This is a genomic window from Streptococcus sp. LYSM12 (assembly GCF_004569635.1).
In the GTDB taxonomy this organism is placed as follows: domain Bacteria; phylum Bacillota; class Bacilli; order Lactobacillales; family Streptococcaceae; genus Streptococcus.
In genome coordinates, this window is the sequence record NZ_SPOZ01000002.1 from 1 (window position 1) to 18565 (window position 18565).

Annotated in this window: 12 protein-coding genes, 1 tRNA gene and 1 other RNA gene; 4 read left to right on the forward strand and 10 right to left on the reverse strand. The window is 40.9% G+C overall.

Annotated elements, in window-relative coordinates:
* The 4 genes from E4T79_RS00715 to E4T79_RS00730 form a co-directional block, all read right to left on the reverse strand.
* A partial coding sequence (locus E4T79_RS00715; RefSeq protein ID WP_167752588.1) for a helix-turn-helix domain-containing protein occupies positions 1 to 331 on the reverse strand: 331 nt, incomplete at its 3' end.
* A gap of 96 nt (positions 332 to 427) precedes the next feature.
* Entirely contained in the window at positions 428 to 1933 is a 1506-nt protein-coding gene (pyk, locus tag E4T79_RS00720; protein ID WP_135026828.1) for a pyruvate kinase, read from the reverse strand.
* Positions 1934 to 1992: 59 nt separating this feature from the next.
* On the reverse strand, positions 1993 to 3006 hold the full coding sequence (pfkA, locus tag E4T79_RS00725) for a 6-phosphofructokinase (RefSeq protein WP_135026829.1): 1014 nt from the start codon (positions 3004 to 3006) through the stop codon (positions 1993 to 1995).
* Between the two features lie 80 nt (positions 3007 to 3086).
* Positions 3087 to 6194 carry a DNA polymerase III subunit alpha gene (locus E4T79_RS00730; RefSeq protein ID WP_135026907.1) on the reverse strand — a complete coding sequence of 1036 codons (3108 nt, stop codon included), beginning with the start codon at positions 6192 to 6194 and terminating at the stop codon, positions 3087 to 3089.
* 810 nt (positions 6195 to 7004) lie between these two features.
* Between E4T79_RS00730 and E4T79_RS00735 the strand changes: the two genes are divergently transcribed.
* The 3 genes from E4T79_RS00735 to E4T79_RS00745 are packed head-to-tail and all read left to right on the forward strand — an operon-like array spanning position 7005 to position 8904.
* Entirely contained in the window at positions 7005 to 7370 is a 366-nt protein-coding gene (locus E4T79_RS00735; protein WP_135026830.1) for a GntR family transcriptional regulator, read from the forward strand.
* A 4-nt stretch (positions 7371 to 7374) separates the two neighbouring features.
* A complete protein-coding gene (locus E4T79_RS00740; protein WP_135026831.1) occupies positions 7375 to 8082 on the forward strand; it encodes an ABC transporter ATP-binding protein in 708 nt (235 codons plus the stop codon).
* A 15-nt stretch (positions 8083 to 8097) separates the two neighbouring features.
* Positions 8098 to 8904 carry a hypothetical protein gene (locus E4T79_RS00745; protein ID WP_135026832.1) on the forward strand — a complete coding sequence of 269 codons (807 nt, stop codon included), beginning with the start codon at positions 8098 to 8100 and terminating at the stop codon, positions 8902 to 8904.
* Positions 8905 to 9089: 185 nt separating this feature from the next.
* Here E4T79_RS00745 and E4T79_RS00750 read toward each other — a convergent pair whose 3' ends face one another.
* The 4 genes from E4T79_RS00750 to ssrA form a co-directional block, all read right to left on the reverse strand.
* Positions 9090 to 13313 (reverse strand): pullulanase, encoded by a 4224-nt coding sequence (locus E4T79_RS00750; protein WP_135026833.1) that lies wholly within the window; start codon positions 13311 to 13313, stop codon positions 9090 to 9092.
* 617 nt (positions 13314 to 13930) lie between these two features.
* Positions 13931 to 14989, reverse strand: coding sequence for an adenosine deaminase (gene add / locus E4T79_RS00755; protein WP_135026834.1), 1059 nt, complete (start codon positions 14987 to 14989; stop codon positions 13931 to 13933).
* 161 nt (positions 14990 to 15150) lie between these two features.
* A tRNA-Ser gene (locus tag E4T79_RS00760) sits at positions 15151 to 15238 on the reverse strand.
* A gap of 270 nt (positions 15239 to 15508) precedes the next feature.
* Positions 15509 to 15856: a transfer-messenger RNA gene (gene ssrA, locus E4T79_RS00765) on the reverse strand.
* Between the two features lie 102 nt (positions 15857 to 15958).
* Between ssrA and E4T79_RS00770 the strand changes: the two genes are divergently transcribed.
* On the forward strand, positions 15959 to 16552 hold the full coding sequence (locus E4T79_RS00770; RefSeq protein WP_135026835.1) for a VTT domain-containing protein: 594 nt from the start codon (positions 15959 to 15961) through the stop codon (positions 16550 to 16552).
* A 95-nt stretch (positions 16553 to 16647) separates the two neighbouring features.
* Here E4T79_RS00770 and E4T79_RS00775 read toward each other — a convergent pair whose 3' ends face one another.
* Positions 16648 to 16971: a metal-sulfur cluster assembly factor gene (locus E4T79_RS00775; protein WP_135026836.1), complete on the reverse strand. Its 324-nt coding sequence runs from the start codon at positions 16969 to 16971 to the stop codon at positions 16648 to 16650.
* Positions 16972 to 17446: 475 nt separating this feature from the next.
* Entirely contained in the window at positions 17447 to 18565 is a 1119-nt protein-coding gene (rpoD, locus tag E4T79_RS00780) for an RNA polymerase sigma factor RpoD (RefSeq protein ID WP_135026837.1), read from the reverse strand.

An 18565-nucleotide genomic window follows, 5' to 3' on the forward strand; every position in this document is an offset into this window, starting at 1 on the left:
ATCCTTTACTACTAGTATACTCTTTTATCCATCTTGAGAGAACAGAACGAGACGAAATTTCATACCGTTGACAGATGTCATAGGTTGATTCCTTTCCATCAAGATAATCCTGAACAGCTTGTTCTTTTAGCGCTTTGGAGTATCTTTTCCAAGTGTGCTTTTCCCTAAGACCATCTACCCCGTCGCTTTCATATCGCTTCATCCAGTGTCTGATAGTATAATCAGACACTTGGTAGGTTTTCGTTAATTGACTGAGGGACTGCTTATGGCTCAGATACAACTGAAGGATTTCACATTTTTCTTCTACTGATTTTGGACTTCTTTTAGACATACGAAAACTCCCCTTATAGTGTCTAGTGAATTTTTGTTTTTTCACTGTCTACTATAAGGGGAGTATATCAGTAACCACTAGGCTTTTCTATCATTCTTATTTTACAGTACGAACACGCATTGTATTAGTTGAACCAGCAACACCTACTGGCACACCTGCTACAATAACAATGTTATCACCTGATTGAACCAGTCCCGCTTTTATCGCTTCGCGTTCTGCTAATTCAAACATGTCATCTGTAGAAGCAGGTTTATTCGTCACAACTGGAATAACACCCCAGTTAATCATCAATGATTTTTGTACTTCTTCTGTAAAGGTTATCGCTAGAATATCTGCATCTGGACGATATTTGGAGATTGAACGTGCTGAGAATCCAGTTTCAGTTACGGTTACAACCAATTTAATATCCATTGAGTGACAAGCATCGCGAACAGCTGATGCGATTACTTCTGTCTTACTTGTCCGCTCAAAATTTGCAGCATCTAAACGACCGTATTCGTTCAAGAGGGTTTGAGCATTCTTAGCAATTGTTGCCATTGTACGAACTGACTCAATTGGGTATTTACCGTTAGCTGACTCACCTGAAAGCATCGTTGCATCTGTTCCATCGATAACAGCGTTAAATACGTCTGATACTTCTGAACGAGTCGCACGTGGTTTTTCAGTCATGGTCTCAAGCATATTTGTTGCTGTGATAACTGCTTTACCGGCTGCATTTACTTTCGTGATAATCATTTTTTGGTAAACTGGAACCATTTCAAATGGTACTTCAATCCCCATGTCACCGCGGGCAATCATGATACCGTCTGCTGCTTCGATGATTTCATCAATATTGTCAATACCTTGCTGGTTTTCAATTTTCGCAAATAATTTCACATGAGCATTGCCAGTTTCTTCACAGATAGCACGCACTTCGTTCACATCTTTTGCAGTACGAACGAAAGAAATCGCGATAAAGTTCAAACCTTGCTCCAAACCAAAGCGAATATCTGCGTTGTCACGATCAGCAAGCGCTGGGAAAGGAATTTTAGTGTACGGAATGTTTACACCTTTTTGTTTGGCAATGACACCGTCATTTTCAACTGTTACTTCAAATTCGCGTGTTTCATCATCTTTCGCAAAGACACGAAGACCAAGTTTCCCATCATCAACAAGAATTTGCTTACCAACTTCAACGTCGTTATAAATATCTAGACCACCTGCAACGTTCAAAGCAATTACGTCACGAGTTGACTTAATCCCTTGTTTTGTAGCAACACGGAGAGTTTCACCAGTTGTGTACTCGTATTCTTTTGCATCGCCTTCAAACAATTCTGTACGGATTTCAGGACCTTTTGTATCAAGTAAGAAGCCAACTTTCTGACCAGCGATTTCTTCTGCACGGCGAACTGTTGCCATACGATCTCCCTGCTCTTGGTGGTCACCATGTGAGAAGTTGAAACGAAAGACATTTGCTCCTTCTTTAATCAATTCAGCGATTTTCTGTGCTGAAGCTTCTACGTCAAGTTTTTCACCCCAATAACCATCTTCACCGAATTTTTTACCGCCACGGATTTCAACTGCAGGGCCTAATGTAGCAACAAGTTTTACACGTTTATTCATGATTTGTTTTTCTCCTTTTTTTGCAATCAGTTTATACAGACTACCAATTAGATAGAAGTTTAGTAACGAGACAAGCTACGAGCCAGTCCAGCTAACTTGGCATCCCCTTTATGTGGGTTATTAACAATAATCTTACCATCTTCACCTAGACAGAATAGAGCATTTTCTTCTTTAGTACCAAGAATTGGGTTTGCTACAAGCTCATCTTTATGAACACCGACAGCAAGTCCACCACGACCTTCTTTTAGAAGCTCAACGGCATAAGCACCTAGGCGTGATGCAAGAACACGGTCTCGAACAGTTGGACGACCACCGCGCTGAATGTGACCAAGTTCGATTGCACGAAGGTCACTTGTATCACCTGCTTCTTTTAATTTTTTCGCAAATTCATGAGCTGACATCACACCCTCAGCAAGCATGACAATATTGTGGTTCTTCCCTTTTTCATAGCCCTTATGAATGCTTGCAACGACATCTTCAATCTTGAAATCTTCTTCTGGTACAATAATCTCATCTGCACCGATAGCAATACCTGTCCAAAGAGCAATATCACCTGCATGGCGCCCCATTACTTCTACAACGAATGTACGGCGATGGCTCATCGCTGTATCGCGGATTTTATCAACCGCGTCCATGACTGTCATACATGCTGTATCAAAACCAATAGTAAAGTCTGTCCCTGGAATATCGTTGTCAATGGTGCCTGGAATACCAATCGCTGGGAAACCGTGCTCTGTCAAGCGCATCGCACCGTGGTAAGAACCATCACCACCGATTACGACAACTCCCTCGATACCATGCTTTTTTAATTGCTCAATCCCTTTTAATTGACCCTCTAGTTGGGCGAACTCTGGGTAGCGCGCAGAATATAGCATGGTTCCACCTGTTCCTAGAATCCCACTAACACCTTCTTTGGTCAAAGGGAAAATATCTCCGGCAACCATTCCGGCATAACCGTAGTTAATCCCGAATACTTCCATCCCTTCTGAAATTGCTTTACGAACGACTGCACGAACGGCAGCATTCATACCAGGGGCGTCACCACCACTAGTCAAAACAGCAATACGTTTCATTTAACTAATGCTCCTTTTTCATTTTTAACTGTATCATTATACCACATTTACCCATAGTATGCGTGACTTTTTACTATTTTTTACCGAAAAACCGTTTTCATTGAAAATTTCTGTAAGCGACTTTGCAAATGGGGAGATCTTTCAATAAATATCCGTTCTAATTGCACTGTTTGATTGCTATCTTGATAATGCAAAATAACGGGAATTGTCCCTGGATAATCGGCCAAAATCTTAGCAATCTGCTGGTCATTGTCTCGATTTTCTAATAAAATCCAAAACTTTTCTGTACTTGGTTGCTCTAGCCTATCCAATACCAACTGCAATTGCCCCTCTCTTTCTTGAGTCCTGCCTGTCAGATAAAAAATCTCTCCCTCTTTTAAGAAAGTTTGATAGCGCTGGTAGATGTCTGGAAAGAGGGTCACATCAAGCTTTTTCTTGGTATCCGTCACTTGAATAAAAGCCATCTGTTGACCTGTCCTCTTGGTACGAATAATGCGAACCGATTGGATCTGTCCCAGAATTGTAACCGCACTTCCCACCACCAATTCAGAAAATGGAGTATGGGGTTTACTAGCTGATTTCGCTAATAACACCAAGGGATGGGGACTAATTCCAATCCCGATAATAGCCTGCTCTAAGCTAAATTTCTCACTATCACTATAATCGTCAGCTTCCAGCCAACTATAGCTCTCTTCCGAAAAGAACGTACCAAAGGTGTCTGCAAAAACAAAGAGATTGTCCAAGTTTTCCAAAATTTTCTTTCGGTTTGATTCAAAGATATCAAACAAGCCTAGTTGAATCAGAGGTTTCAAGATTTCTCGCTTCTTAAATTGAGGAGGCAAGCGCAAGATAAAATCCTCCACACTCTTAAAAGGACGTTCTTCAATCATCCAAAATGACAATTCCCTAGGCAAGCCTTTGATATTTTTTAACCCCATATAAATCTTCTTCTCATCAAATTTATCATGATAGGGAATGCTGTTGATCGTCACCGGTGCTACTTGAAAATCAAATTGCAGAGCATCTGAGATGTAATCGCTACTTGAATAGTTTAGCATGATGTCAAAAAAGACATCTGGATAATGAGTTTTAAAGTAGGCTAATTGAAAAGCGAGGGCTGAATAGGCGTAGGCATGGCTGCGATTAAAACCATATCCTGCAAATTTTGCCATCATGCTAAAAATGACTCTCGCCTTATCCTCATCGTGTCCATTTTGAAGAGCTCCTACAAGAAAATCAGCCTCCATACTCTGCATTTCTTCCTTGTTTTTCTTGGACATGGCACGGCGTAATAAATCAGCTTTTCCAAGGGTAAATCCTGCAAAGCGCTGGGCAATCTGCATGACCTGCTCCTGATAGAGCATGATACCGTAGGTCGGTCGTAAAATCGCTGCAATCGAGTCATCTAGTAAGTCAACAGCTTCTTGACCGTGCTTACGTTTGACAAAATTATCTGAATAATCACTTGCTCCGGGACGATTCAGACTAGTAGTTGCAACAACCTCCTCAAAACGGCTGGGCTGGACACGTTTTAATAAATGAATAGCTCCTGGTTGCTCAAACTGGAAAATCCCCTTGGTCTGCCCCTTTGCAAAGAGTTCCAAGGTTGCCTTATCTTCCAGATCGATCTCTGAAATTACAATCTTTTTGCCATACTTTTCCTCGACTGCTGCTGCCATTTTTTGTACGAATGTCAGATTACGTAATCCAAGGAAATCCATTTTCAAAAGACCATTTGCTTCGACTGCATGAGCATCATACTGAGTAACCAGCATATCCTCACCTGCTTTTAAAGGAATAGTATCTGTCAGTTCCTCATCGCTCATCACGACCCCAGCTGCATGAATCGAGGTCTGTCGTGGTTGTCCCTCAATCTGCTGAGCAATGGCATAAGCTTTCTGATATTCAATTTTGCTATTGATGACCTGTCTGAAAGAGGCATTGCGCTCATAGGCTGTTGCCAGAGTATCTCGAAAAGATATTTTCTTGGTAAGAGCACTCACTTCGTATTCTGACGCTCCGTAACGCTTCAGAACATCTCGCAGAGCCTGCTTAGCTCCAAAGGTCGAGTAAGTCACAATCTGCGCTGCGTGAAACGTCCCGTAACGCTCTCGCACATAACGGATAAAATCCCCACGATGAATATCTGGAATATCAATATCAATATCGGGCATGCTGTAGCGTTCAATATTTAAAAATCGTTCAAAGAGTAAGTCATGTTTAACAGGGTCAATCCCCGTGATGTAAAGGACGTAGGCAACGAGACTTCCGACTGCGGAACCACGCCCCATCCCCATATAATAACCCTGACTGCGCCCAAACCTCAATAAATCCCAGACAATTAAGAAATAATCATCGAAACCCATTTGGTGAATGATCGCTAGTTCCTGATCTAAGCGTTCCTGATAGACTGGATCTGCAAGTCCCCTGCTCTGCAAACCTTCTTGCGCCTTTTCACGTAACTCTTCTACTGCTACACGCTTGCGGTTGAAACGCGGCAACTTCAAATTTTTATCCAATTCATAAAAGATGCCCGAAACCAAACGGTTCAATTCCTCAATCGCTTCTGGAAAACGCTGACGAAAGATAGCAGCTAGGCTTTCTGGACTTAGTAATGCTTGATTATGGACAATGCTTGATACTTGGTTGAGTGGTATATTTTCTTGAATAGCCTGAAGAACCTGCAAGACCTCGACTTGGCTTTCCTCAAAGTACCGCACTGTATGCAAGGGAATCAAGGGACGACTGGTCCTTAAAGCTGGTGTTGTCTCGCATACACCAATGTAAAAATCAATTCCTACATCATAATCTTCAATTCCATCAAAATAAGGAATAATAACCGCAATTCCTGTCAGATACGGCCGAATGGCCTCAAATTCCCTTTGCCCCGTCATCTTAGCCGTTGAGATTTTCAAAAGATTTTGATATCCTGCTGTATTTTTTGCAACGAGCTGAATCATCAAGCTTTCCTCGGATGAGATTAAAAACTCCATTTCGCAACCAATAACAGGCTGAATGCCTACTTTCTCACATGCCTCCATAAAGGAATAAGCCGCATACAAATTATCACGATCCATGATGCCTAAATGCGTATAACCCATTTCCTTGGCACCAGCAACATAGCGATCAATAGTCATCATACTATCCATAAAGGTATAGACCGTTTTGGTATCCAACTGTGCTAGCATATCTCCTCCATCTTCTCTTGATTCCTGTCCATTTTTGTAGTTACTTTCACTATCATCTACCATTATACACCAAAAAAATTCCCCTTGCTACTATTGGCTTTTAGCCTATTATCAATGGTATTTTTTAGCAATAACAACGAGCGATTTCTCCACATACTATTTTGAAGTGAACGTATGTATATTTAAACAAGTGTCATCTCAATTAGTGTCCTCACTTTCGTTTTTTCAAAGGTAAGTACCTCAGCTATTTCTTTGAGTAGTGAAACTTTTTGCTTACTGTACTCGTTCCTTTCAAAGAGAGTTGACTTCCCACATCCAACACTCCTTTAACCTTGACTCAAGAAACATCTTGTTTAGGTGCTAACTAATTACTCGTCAAAATCAACTTCTTCCGTCGTCACCTCACTCTACTACACTTCCGTTTGACGTTCAGTTTAAAGGGGAAGTAGCTTCGCTAACCTTATCCCCAAGTTTTCACAATTCTCCATGATGAAAGCTAGTCAGATATTGACTCTTAGAAAAGATATAGTCATTATTTCATTTATCTTTTATTCCTTCGTTCACTCGCTTTGCCATACTCTCATACAACCTGCAGCTCGTTGCCTAGTACTAAAAGTAAACCAAAGACTATAAAAATAGCCGAAGACTACAGTTTAGTTTTTTTTTTATATAGTTATAGAGATATTCTTATTTTTAAAAATGATGAAAAATAATTCTTGCACTTTAACTCAAATTATTGTATTATACAAATAAGACAATTATACAAATTTTATGATTTGTACTCTATCATTCATATTGAAAGGAGCTATCATGACGTGGAAATTTGATAACAACTTTCCTATCTATATCCAAATTGCAAATACGATTAAGCTGCAAATTGTAACTGAGCAACTCAAACCAGGAAATAAACTTCCAACTGTCCGTGATTTAGCAGAAATTGCTGGAGTCAATCCCAATACTGTTCAGCGGGCCTTATCAGACCTCGAAAGCGAGGGATTTGTTTACTCAGTCCGCACAACAGGACGCTTCGTGACAGATAATCTTAAACTCATCCAGCAGACCCGTGTCAGTCTAGCCAAAGATAAGTTAGAGAGCTTTGTAACCAATATGCTAAATTTAGGATTTAAACAAGAAGAACTCGTTCAGCAATTGGAAAACTATCTAAAAGGAGAATAAGGATATGGAAAAGAATTTTACCCTCGTTGAAATCCAGCAAGTATCAAAATCATATGGCGGACTAGTGGCACTTAACAACATCAACCTCAAACTGTCCGCCGGAAAAATCATCGGTCTATTAGGACCAAATGGGTCTGGTAAGACCACTCTAATCAAACTGCTCAATGGTCTACTCCAGCCTGAATATGGTCAGATTTTAATCAACGGTCGCACACCGTCTCCAGAAACCAAGCAAATTGTGTCCTATCTACCAGATACGACTTATTTAGACGAACACATGCGAATTACAGAAGCCATTGATTTCTTCAAGGACTTCTATGCGGATTTTGATGAGGCACGTGCCCTTCATCTTCTACAGGATCTCAATATTGAGCTCAATAGTCGCATCAAGCATTTATCAAAAGGAAATAAAGAAAAAGTTCAACTAATTTTGGTCATGAGCCGTCAAGCTCTCCTGTATATTCTTGATGAGCCTATCGGCGGTGTGGATCCTGCTGCCCGTGATTATATCTTACAGACCATTATCAACAACTATTCTCCAAGTTCTTCTGTCCTGATTTCAACTCACTTGATTTCAGATATTGAACAAATTCTTGACGAAGTCATCTTCCTCCACTATGGTAGTGTCATTCGCCATAGTAATGTCGATGATTTGCGGATTGAAAGCGGGGAATCCATTGACGAACTTTTCCGCCGTGAGTTTAAGGCTTAGTAAAAGGAGTTGACTATGTTTGGAAAATTATTAAAATATGAATTTAAGGCAGTCGGCAAATGGTATCTGGGGCTATATGCTACAGCTATATTACTCTCTGTAATCATTGGTCTGTGGCTCCAAAGCTTCATCCAACGTTCAGAAACCTCCCTATCCGGGAATGTAGACGGAACGACACTATCCAACACTATTGAAGGGGTCATACTGACTGTAACTCTTATTGGTTTTGCAATTATCATTGTAGGTCTCTTCCTCTCTACGCTCTTTCTCATTGTCAATCGATTCCGAAAGAATGTCTACGGTCGGCAAGGTTACTTGACGATGACCCTTCCTGTTACCAACCACCAGATTATCCTCAGTAAATTAACGGCTGGTTTTGTCTGGAGTATCCTATCTAGTATTACGGCTATGCTGGGTATCCTTATCGTCTTATTGTTCACTGTTAGTCCAGAAATGAGTGAGCATATAAGAGAGATTAGCCACGTGATTACCGAAGCTTATCAGGATCTAACTTTCATAAACTTTGGTCTCTACTATATCATCATGCTTATTGTAGATACGATAAAGTCAGTTCTCTTAATTTATTGTGCCATTTCACTCGGTCAGCTATTCAAGGATCATCGTACCTTACTTGCTGTTGTCTTCTATTTTGCAATCAAATTTGCAGAAAGTATCTTCAGTTTTGGATTACTCCTATCTATGGAACAATATGCTGGTTCATATATATACAGTACCCTCACTCTCTCCTTATCTATCCTCCTTTCTATAGGCTACTACTTCAGCACCTACTACATTATGAACAATAAATTAAACCTCCAATAATGACAAAAAGAGGCTGGGACTTTGAATCGCACCCCTAAAGTTAGATGTTTCTGTCTAACTCTAGAGGTGCGATTCACTTTTGTTTCAGCCTCTTTTTATTTTATATGTATCACCACGCTACTAGAAAGAATATCCTAGAAATAAGGCAGTAAGGAGCATCGAAAATTCGCAATCACCATCTTATGTCACCTCTTTTTATACTCACTCTTCTTACTTTTTCTAAGAAAGCCTACTCCTAAGATGAAAAACAGGAGACCTAAGCAGAAAATAGCCATTAGCGACTGACTGCCTGTCTTAGGTAAATTATTCCGATTCTTTCTGCTTGTGGGGTACAAAACACCCTGCTGACTTGACTTATCACTTCCCCTTTGATCCGTCAAATTACCAGAATTCTGAGGAGAGCTTGGTAGCGGTACTTTCTGAGTATCTGTCTTAGGGATGAGTGTGACAGGAACGACTAATTCGTCCGTACTCTGATCTGGATAGGTCACAATAACGGAGACTTCATAATCTCCTGCACTAGTTGGCAACTCCGTACCTGGGATAAGACCAACAGTTCCCTGACCAACATCTGTTACTGCTCCTGTAATGTCTGATTCACCTAACTCACCTTCTAGCTTTGTGACCCGAGAAGCAGTCGGTGTCGTTTTTTCTGCATCTGTCTGCGGTGTTGGTAACGGTTCACTTGGAGTGACTTCTTGGTAGACATAAGTGACAATCAAAGTTGTATTCCCCATGACAAGACCGCTCGTAGGTGCCGACGATACTAAATGACTACTTGTATCTACCTCACCAACCTTGTAGTGACCTGCTGGAACTAAGGTATAGGTCTTTCCATCATAACCTACAACTGTCTGTAGCTTGTGTTCTGATTGCTCAGCGTCATAAGCAGTACCCACTGCTACATTATAATGAACAAGAGCATTATCTTTCAGAATGCGATCATTGATGTCCTTGTATTTGATAATCACTGAACCTTTGACAAGCTTTTCTTCATCTGGCGGTGTTTGAGCATCCTCTTTTGCAATCCGTAAGACGGTTGCGGTCAGTGGCGCAAGTACCAAGCTTTTTTCACCAAGCTGAACCCCCTCTGGTCCTTGAATCGCTTCTGTACCTGCTTGTTTACCGTCTGCTAGCACGGTTGCAGCTTTTAGGGATTGATCAACCGTAAACCGACGCTCCTTGGTATCTGCATTGACAAAAACCAGATAAACATCGCCATTGCTTGCAACCGTCTGGTACCCCAAAACAAGGTCTTCTTTTTCGACACCGTCTTTACCGACTGTTGTAAGCAAGGTCACATGCTTGTCTACTTCTTCCTTAGAAGCTAATTTGAAAGCATCTGTCGACTTACGCAGAGCAATCAAACCTTGCATATAGGCACGACTCTTGGTATGCTCAGGATAGGCAGCACTATTGGTCGCCTTACTCCAATCAAAATGATTGACAGCATCACTCGAATCATAAGAATCATGGATAAAATATGGATAATCAAATGGACTACCGTCTTCATTGACTAAGTGATGAGACTTATTTGGTACCTTATCATCTGAAACAGGTGTGCGATATTCTGGATGACGGAATTGCTTAGTGCGACCATATTCTTGACCTGAATGAATAAATGGTGTACCTTGCGAAGTCAAAATCATGAGATTTCCTAAACGGAGACGGCGATGAATTTCTTTAGCATTTTCAGCATTCGCTGGATCTTTTTTAATCGACTGTGCAATAATATCTGCTAGTGGCAAATTATCGTGAGCAGCAATATATTGGACAACGTCACCTGGATCATCTGCTTCAAAATTCGTTGGCTGCGCCTTGATATTGCGGAAAACTTTTTCAATATCCTGTTTTCCATTTGTAATAAAAGCTGGCGTGCCTTCATTCGGATAGCCTGATTTCAGTGTATTGCGGATATCGTCTGAAAACACAGATGCAGAATTGGTGAATTTCATCCAAGACTGATCCGCAGGCTGGACAGGTTTGTTTTCATCACCTGAATAGGTCGCCCAGCCTTCTCCCAACATTACGAGATTCGGATTCAGCTTTCTCGCTTCGTCATAGGCGATTTGAATCGTTTCTGCATCATGATCTCCCATTAAATCAAATCGAAAGCCGTCTACCTTATATTCATCTGTCAAATACTTAATTGAATCTACCAATACACGACGACTCATATGGTGAGTCGTTCCCAATCGACCGCCACCATAGCTAGTCCGAGGCCTACCGTCTGCATCCATAAAGTGATAATAATTGGGTTCTAAATCTTCAAAAATATCCGTTTTAGCTGTGTGATTATAAACAACATCTAATATCACACCCATATCACGTTTATGAATTTCATGAACCAGTTCCTTAAACTCTGCAATGCGCTCGCTTGGATTAGTCGGATCGCTCGAATACATACCCGTCAGAGAAAAATAATTCTGCGGATCATACCCCCAGTTGTAATTGCTATTACCAGAAGCATAGTCATCCATACGCTCTCCATTTTTAAGTTCATCAACATAATAATAGCTCAAGACAGGCAGCAGTTGAATATGGGTCACACCCAATTCTTTTAAATAATCCAACTTCTCAACAAAGGCTGAAAACGTTCCGAACTGAGACTTCAATTCACCTGCAATCTCCTTGTCTGATGTAAAATCGCGGACATGAGCTTCATAAATGATGGCGTCTTTTCGATCTTTAAAGTCAGAAATAGTAGCATAATTCAAGTCCTTTGGTCCTACCTCTGTCGGATTTACAAAAGCTGCCTTAGCAACCTTATAAGATGGATCTGTTTCTGCTAAATCACTCGTCCAAGCCGCTAATGATTTTGCATATGGATCTAATGTTAAAACAGATTGCTCTCCCCGTTTGATTTCATAATGATAATAGTAGCCCCGATAGTCTGTAATACCTAAACCACTAGTGCTTGATAGGTTTGTATTCCAGACTCCCTTGTCTCCCCTGGTCATGGCTACCCTACCTATGACCTTGCTCTGATCTTTTTTATCATAAATGACCAATGATACCTGATCTGCACTTGGTGACCATAGGGTGACTGCAACTTTCTGACCGTTTTCTGTCACACGCGCTCCCAATTCACCATCATACTGATACAAACTATCTTTCAACTGCCAATTCATACCTGTTGTAAACTGCTCGTTCCCATATCTCACTATATAAGAATCCTGACCTCCATCAAATTCACCTTGAATAAGAACTTTTTTCGCCTCGTAGTCTAAGACAATATCTTTTATGTCCACTGCCTGATTGTCCTTCGTTTTCACCTGCAAATTTTTTAAAATATCCTCTTTTCTTACGTTTTCTAAGGTGGTAAAAGTCGTCTCAATTTCAGTTAGACTAATCTGCTGTGCTCCTGTCATTCGCACATCATTGATAAAATAAGGATTCGTATAGATTGTTGGATCTGCATCTCGCAAGAAAATCTGACGGTGTTTTTTCAAATCTGTAAAATTGTAATCATTTGGCTGAATTTTCACATCATCGCCTGCTTTGCTTTCATCTAGTAATAAGAACCCAATTGTTGTAGCAATATCTTTCAAATGAACATCTACATAAGCGCCATATTTGCTCTGCTTTTCAAAATCAACACCGTCTGGCCAATCCATCGTAGGAACGTCAACATCTCCCCACAACCACAAGGATTTACGATCATAATTGTTATCTGAACGCAGATAATTGATACGGATCATACCCTCTGCTATCGGCTCATAGAAATAAATATTATACTCCTCATCCAACCACACTTCATTCATCTTGGGACTAAGCAACTCCACCATTTTATCCCCTGTTAGGTTTTGGCCTGATGTGTTATTAATTAAAAAACTGATTTTTTCACGTTTTGCTGCTGAAAGTGGTACATCAAGATAATAGCCATAATGATCCGCCTTGGCTTCTGAAAAATTCATTGCTCCCGTTGGCCAACTACCATTTTGACTAGATGGCTTTTCCACATCATCCCAAATCCACAAGCCAAGACTAGCTAGATTATCTGAGGGGAGCTTGTTGAAATGCAGACGGATAAAACCTGCTTTTACTTCATCATCTGTTGCTAAAGGTGCTGCTCGAAAGATAGAAGTTGTGCCTGCTAAATCAGAATAATCTTCTACCTTATCCGAAGCTCCCTGCTCAGAAGAAGAACTTGCCCCATGTACTTCTTCAAGACTCTTATCTTGCGTTACCTTGTCGTCTCCTATTTGCTCCTTACTTTCTGTCTTATCGTCTGTAGAACTAGGATAATCTACCTGCAAGGTCACTGAATCTATATCTGGTTCATCAGCTTGAACAATCGCCCCACCTAAAACACAAAAACTAGCTGATAAAAGTATTGAAGCAGTCCCACATTTTAGGGTACGTAAGCCAAAATGCTGTCGCTCCTTGCCAACCGTTTCCTTTTTCATTCAGAATCCTCCTCAAAATTTGATATCGATGCAAACGTTTGCTTCATATGCTTAGTATATCCCAAACAAACCAGAATGTAAAGGCTTACATTTTGATTTGTAGATATTCTTTACATTTGATAACAAATCTAGCCTGTGCAACTCGACAAATGGAAGCATTCCCCGTCCCCTTTCGTTAGTATGATAACATTGAGCACAGAAAGAGTATAAAAAAAGCTGGGAAAAAAGCCCAGCTTTCTAACTTTATGAACCGAATGACGTTGACGCAGTGGTTGATTGCTTCAATGGCTATCATGCCGTGGAAGGTGGGAAATGAACTGCTGCTCCTTTTTGTTTTAAGGGAACAAGCTGCAAGCTGTACTAGAGTACGGCAAAGTGAGTGAACGAAGTAATAAAAGATAAACAAAACGACTATACTCATATTTGTTCGTGTTTCACACTCCACATCTAATCTCTACGACTGCTGCGAACGAGTCCGCTTCATTTTTAACCTCCAACAGTCGCTACTCTCTCTGCTGGAGCTATGCAGGGGGTGAAAATGAACCGGTCTGGGAGTAGACCGGTTCAGCCCGAAGCTAGAATTTAAGAAATAAGGAAAACTCAACTCTTTTTTTGAGCTATCGAGTTCTTTCCCAATCCTTTCTACTTATCCTTTTGACCTCATCATAATCATAGGCTAGCTCCAGCTGCTTCAAAAGCCTCTCTTTTTCAGCTTCTGTCGTGAAACTAGCCCGAATGGCATTCTGATTAAAACGATAAAAATCATCTTTACTAGCTCCAAAATATTGAACAAATAAACTATATTCCTTGGTCAGATTCGTGGCAGATACAGTGCGATTATCCGTGTTAATGGTGATATTTGCTCCTAAATCATAGAGCTCCTGATAGGGAAAATCTGCCAGACTTGGAGCTGCTCCGGTCTGTAAATTACTAGTTAGGCACATCTCAATCGTCGCACCCGAATTGATAAACTCCTCCATAACCTTGCGGTCTTTTATAAGGGCTGTCGCATGACCGATGCGTGGAATCCCCAACTGCACAGCACGTGCTACATTCGCCACACAACCGCACTCACCTGCATGAAAAGTCATTGGTAAGCCTAAATTCTGGGTTTCTTGGATAATCTCTTCTAGTGCCTGTGTCGGAAAATCTGCTTCATTTCCTGCAAAATCAAATCCAGCCAATCCCTTTTGAGCTAGACTTACGACTTCCTTGAAAATAGCGTGTGTCTGTTCTGGTACACTTTGCTTCAAACCGCAGACCAAAACCTTAGCAACAATGCCAAACTCTGCTTCTGCTTCCCTTACTCCTTCTAAGACTGCTTCTACTGTCTCAAGTGCTGTAAGACCTTGGTCTCTAGACAACTCTGGAGCAAAGCGAATTTCCATGTACAAAACATTTTCCTTTGCTGCTTGGGCAACTACATCATAAGCCGCAAGTTTGAGTGCCTCCTTGGTCTGCAACAGCGGTCGAATAAAATCAAACACTGTCAGATAGTCCAATAGCGACTCTGTTTGGGCAGGTGCTGTAACGAGTTTGCACAAATCCTCATCACAAGCAGGTAAGAGAATTTGAGCCATCTCAGCCAACTGTCGAATAGCATTCAGAGATAAGGAACCATCCAAATGACAATGAAGTTCCGTCTTTGCTAACTGATGAAGCATTTTTTCCTGCATTTGTCACCTCTTTGTCTGTTTATTGTTATTCATCATACCATATTTACAAGATATTTCAATAAAAAATAAACAAAAAACAAAATTTTTCTCCCAAACACCTGCTAATCTAATGCTAATTACTCAACATACAAAAAAACTCCTCGAAGGAGTTTGCTTTTTGACGGAAGACATGGGATTCGAACCCACGCACGCTGTTACACGCCTACCGCGTTTCCAACACGGCCTCTTAAGCCTCTTGAGTAATCTTCCAAATTGAATTATTCCTTATTATATCATAAAGTTAATCTCTTGACAATAACGAATCAAAATCTGCATGATAAACACAGGACAGTAATTTTTTGAACCTCTCTTTATAGAACATAACAAAAACACTTTACTAAGGGTACAGTGAGTGAGATACGAACAAAAGCATATCCTTTTCTATAGAAAGAGAGCTACTTTAGTCCCCCTCTCAAAAAATAAATAAAAAACGTTATCACAGCAACGTTTTACAAACTTTTACGAAAAAATAAAGACAGATAATGGAGCCGGTGGGAGTCGAACCCACGTCCAAACACCTGCTAACTTATTCGTCTACAACCATAGGTTATGTCTTAATTTAACTTGAATATGGCACACAACTCAAGCCCTATACAAGCGATTCAGTACATCTCTTTTAGAACCTACTGACACAATTCTAACGTAGCTTGTTCATTTAAGACCATACAGCAGACACAAGCAATCCACTGCTAGTCACGCAGGCAGGTTATTAAGCTGCTAATGCGTAAGAATTTGTATTTTTTGCAGTTATATTTAACTGGCGTTTTACATCCGCTGGATGAGTTGCAGAACAAGCCTCATAATGCCTGTCGAATCCGTAACGACCCCTTCTTTAAAGTACCATAACAGTATATCAAATTGGAAAAAAAATAGCAACAGATTTCAGTCTTCTATTTTCAGAATTAGATGATTTTATGGTAGAATAGTATTATGTATAAATTTTGGCAAAAAACCTTTCAGATACTCAGCATTCTCACCATTATTGCAAGTATTTTTCTCGTTTTTTGGCTCTATAAGATTGGCATTTTAAATGACCAAAACGTCTTAGCCAACACGATTAAGAGCCATGGAGCATTCGGTAGTCTGACCTATATTTTTATTCAGATTATTCAAGTTGTCTTTCCTATCATCCCTGGAGGGGTGACGACTGTTGTCGGCTTCCTTGTCTTTGGACATTGGTGGGGCTTTGTCGTCAACTATATCGGTATTTCCATCGGGAGTATCATTCTTTTTGGATTGGCACGAAAATACGGTAAGGTCTTCTGTCTACTCTTTATGTCAGAAGAAACTTTCTATAAGTATGAAAGTAAGATTGACAATAAGAGAAGCTATGAAATCTTCTTCATTCTCTGCATGTTATCTCCTGTCTCTCCGGCTGATATTATGGTCATGATTACCGGCTTAACCAGCATGAGTTACCGTAAATTCATAACCATTATCCTCCTATGTCGCCCAATTTCCATCGTTTCCTATAGCTTCTTTTGGATCTATAGTGGTCAGTGGTTACAGCAATTTATAAAATAAAAACTTCGTTAGAACGGTTCTGCTGCCCTCTCAAAAAAGTAGAGTACAACTCTCACTTTTGAGGGGTGGTCCTGATTATCTAACGAAGTTTTTATTTATTTAATTCCCAGGGCAATGCGTGCATAGCGACTCATTTTTTGTACGGTCCAAGCTGGTGACCAGACCAAGCGCACATCCACGTCCGTTACCTCTGGAATCGTATTCAATACATCATAAATCTGATCGGTAATCAAATCAGCTAAGGGGCATCCCATGGTCGTTAAAGTCATATCAATTTCTGTCTTTCCATCCATGAAGCGAATTTCATAAATCAAGCCAAGATTGATAATGTCAATTCCTAATTCAGGATCAATGACTTCTTCTAAGGCATGGAAAATCCGTTCCTGAATTTCTTTCACTTGTTCTTCTGTATAAGCCATTGATATATGTCTCCTACTATATATGTATGATGCAAAGCGGCCAATATGAACACCGTTCAACTAATCAGCTCACTTTTAAATTTCTAAGCAGGTATTCAAAACGCCTCCCTTACTGCCCTTACCCGCTCATGGTGCTAAGTAGGCGCTGATACTACTTCGGTTTCGATTTACAGGCGTTAGAAACAAACCAACAACTGCAAGACTAGGCAAGCGGTAAAGTCCTCCACTGGATAGTCCGCTTCCCTATTGTCAGACGAGCGGTAAAACGGTGCACTGAACTAGCTCGCTTTCCCATTGTCAGACGAGCGGTAAAACGGTGCACTGAACTAGCTCGCTTTCCTATTGTCAGGCGAGCGGTAAAACGGTGCACTGAACTGGCTCGCTTTCCCATTGTCAGGCGAGCGGTAAAACGGTGCACTGAACTAGCTCGCTTTCCTGTTGTCAGGCGAGCGGTAAAACGGTTCACTGAACCGTTTTAATCCTCAATAAAGTCCCGCAAGGGTTTGCTTCTGCTTGGGTGACGGAGCTTGCGGAGAGCTTTAGCTTCGATTTGGCGAATGCGTTCACGAGTGACATTAAAGACCTTACCAACATCTTCTAGAGTACGCATTTTTCCATCATCGAGTCCAAATCGTAGACGAAGGACATTTTCCTCACGGTCTGTAAGAGTATCCAACACTTCATCTAATTGTTCACGCAAGACGACCCGCGTGGTGTAATCCACTGGATTTTCAATCACTTCATCTTCGATAAAATCACCAAGGTGACTATCATCTTCTTCACCAATCGGTGTTTCAAGGGAAACAGGCTCCTGGGCAATCTTCAAGATTTCACGAACCTTATCTGGTGTCATATCCATACGCTCTGCGATTTGTTCCGGTGTCGGGTCTTGACCTAGCTCTTGCAGCAAATTACGCTGTTCACGAACTAATTTATTGATCGTTTCGACCATGTGAACCGGAATTCGGATCGTACGAGCTTGGTCAGCAATGGCACGAGTAATAGCTTGGCGAATCCACCAAGTCGCATAAGTTGAAAACTTGAAACCTTTTGAATAATCAAACTTATCAACAGCCTTCATCAAGCCCATATTTCCTTCTTGAATCAAGTCCAAGAACTGCATACCACGACCAACATAACGTTTGGCGATTGAAACAACCAAACGAAGATTGGCTTCTGCAAGACGTTGCTTAGCTTCTGGATCACCCGCTTCTACTGCAAGAGCCAACTCTTGCTCTTCTTCATTAGTCAGGAGGGGCACAACCCCAATCTCTTTCAAATACATGCGCACAGGGTCATTCACTTTAGCAGAATTGCTACCGAGTAACTCTTCATCAGTCAATTCAGGATCTTCTTCAACTTGCAAAACACGTGCACTTGGGTTACCCTCCTTATCGATAATAGCAATCCCTGCATCTTGAATCCGTTGCAAGAGGTCATCTATCCCGTCCGCATCAAGGGTAAAGGGAATGACCAATTGATCGTTGATCGCATCATCTGTTGCAGTCCCCTCTTTTTTGTGGTTACGAATAAAGTCCGCAACTTGAACATCAAAAGTGGTTACTTCTTGTTTTTTATCTTTTTTTGTTGTCAT

What these genes read in the sequence shown, in the direction of transcription:
- pyk (WP_135026828.1), bottom strand. Translation starts at nt 1,933, where the DNA reads ATGAATAAACGTGTAAAACTTGTTGCTACATTAGGCCCTGCAGTTGAA.
- pfkA (WP_135026829.1), bottom strand. Translation starts at nt 3,006, where the DNA reads ATGAAACGTATTGCTGTTTTGACTAGTGGTGGTGACGCCCCTGGTATG.
- E4T79_RS00730 (WP_135026907.1), bottom strand. Translation starts at nt 6,194, where the DNA reads ATGCTAGCACAGTTGGATACCAAAACGGTCTATACCTTTATGGATAGT.
- E4T79_RS00735 (WP_135026830.1), top strand. Translation starts at nt 7,005, where the DNA reads ATGACGTGGAAATTTGATAACAACTTTCCTATCTATATCCAAATTGCA.
- E4T79_RS00740 (WP_135026831.1), top strand. Translation starts at nt 7,375, where the DNA reads ATGGAAAAGAATTTTACCCTCGTTGAAATCCAGCAAGTATCAAAATCA.
- E4T79_RS00745 (WP_135026832.1), top strand. Translation starts at nt 8,098, where the DNA reads ATGTTTGGAAAATTATTAAAATATGAATTTAAGGCAGTCGGCAAATGG.
- E4T79_RS00750 (WP_135026833.1), bottom strand. Translation starts at nt 13,313, where the DNA reads ATGAAAAAGGAAACGGTTGGCAAGGAGCGACAGCATTTTGGCTTACGT.
- add (WP_135026834.1), bottom strand. Translation starts at nt 14,989, where the DNA reads ATGCAGGAAAAAATGCTTCATCAGTTAGCAAAGACGGAACTTCATTGT.
- E4T79_RS00770 (WP_135026835.1), top strand. Translation starts at nt 15,959, where the DNA reads ATGTATAAATTTTGGCAAAAAACCTTTCAGATACTCAGCATTCTCACC.
- E4T79_RS00775 (WP_135026836.1), bottom strand. Translation starts at nt 16,971, where the DNA reads ATGGCTTATACAGAAGAACAAGTGAAAGAAATTCAGGAACGGATTTTC.
- rpoD (WP_135026837.1), bottom strand. Translation starts at nt 18,565, where the DNA reads ATGACAACAAAAAAAGATAAAAAACAAGAAGTAACCACTTTTGATGTT.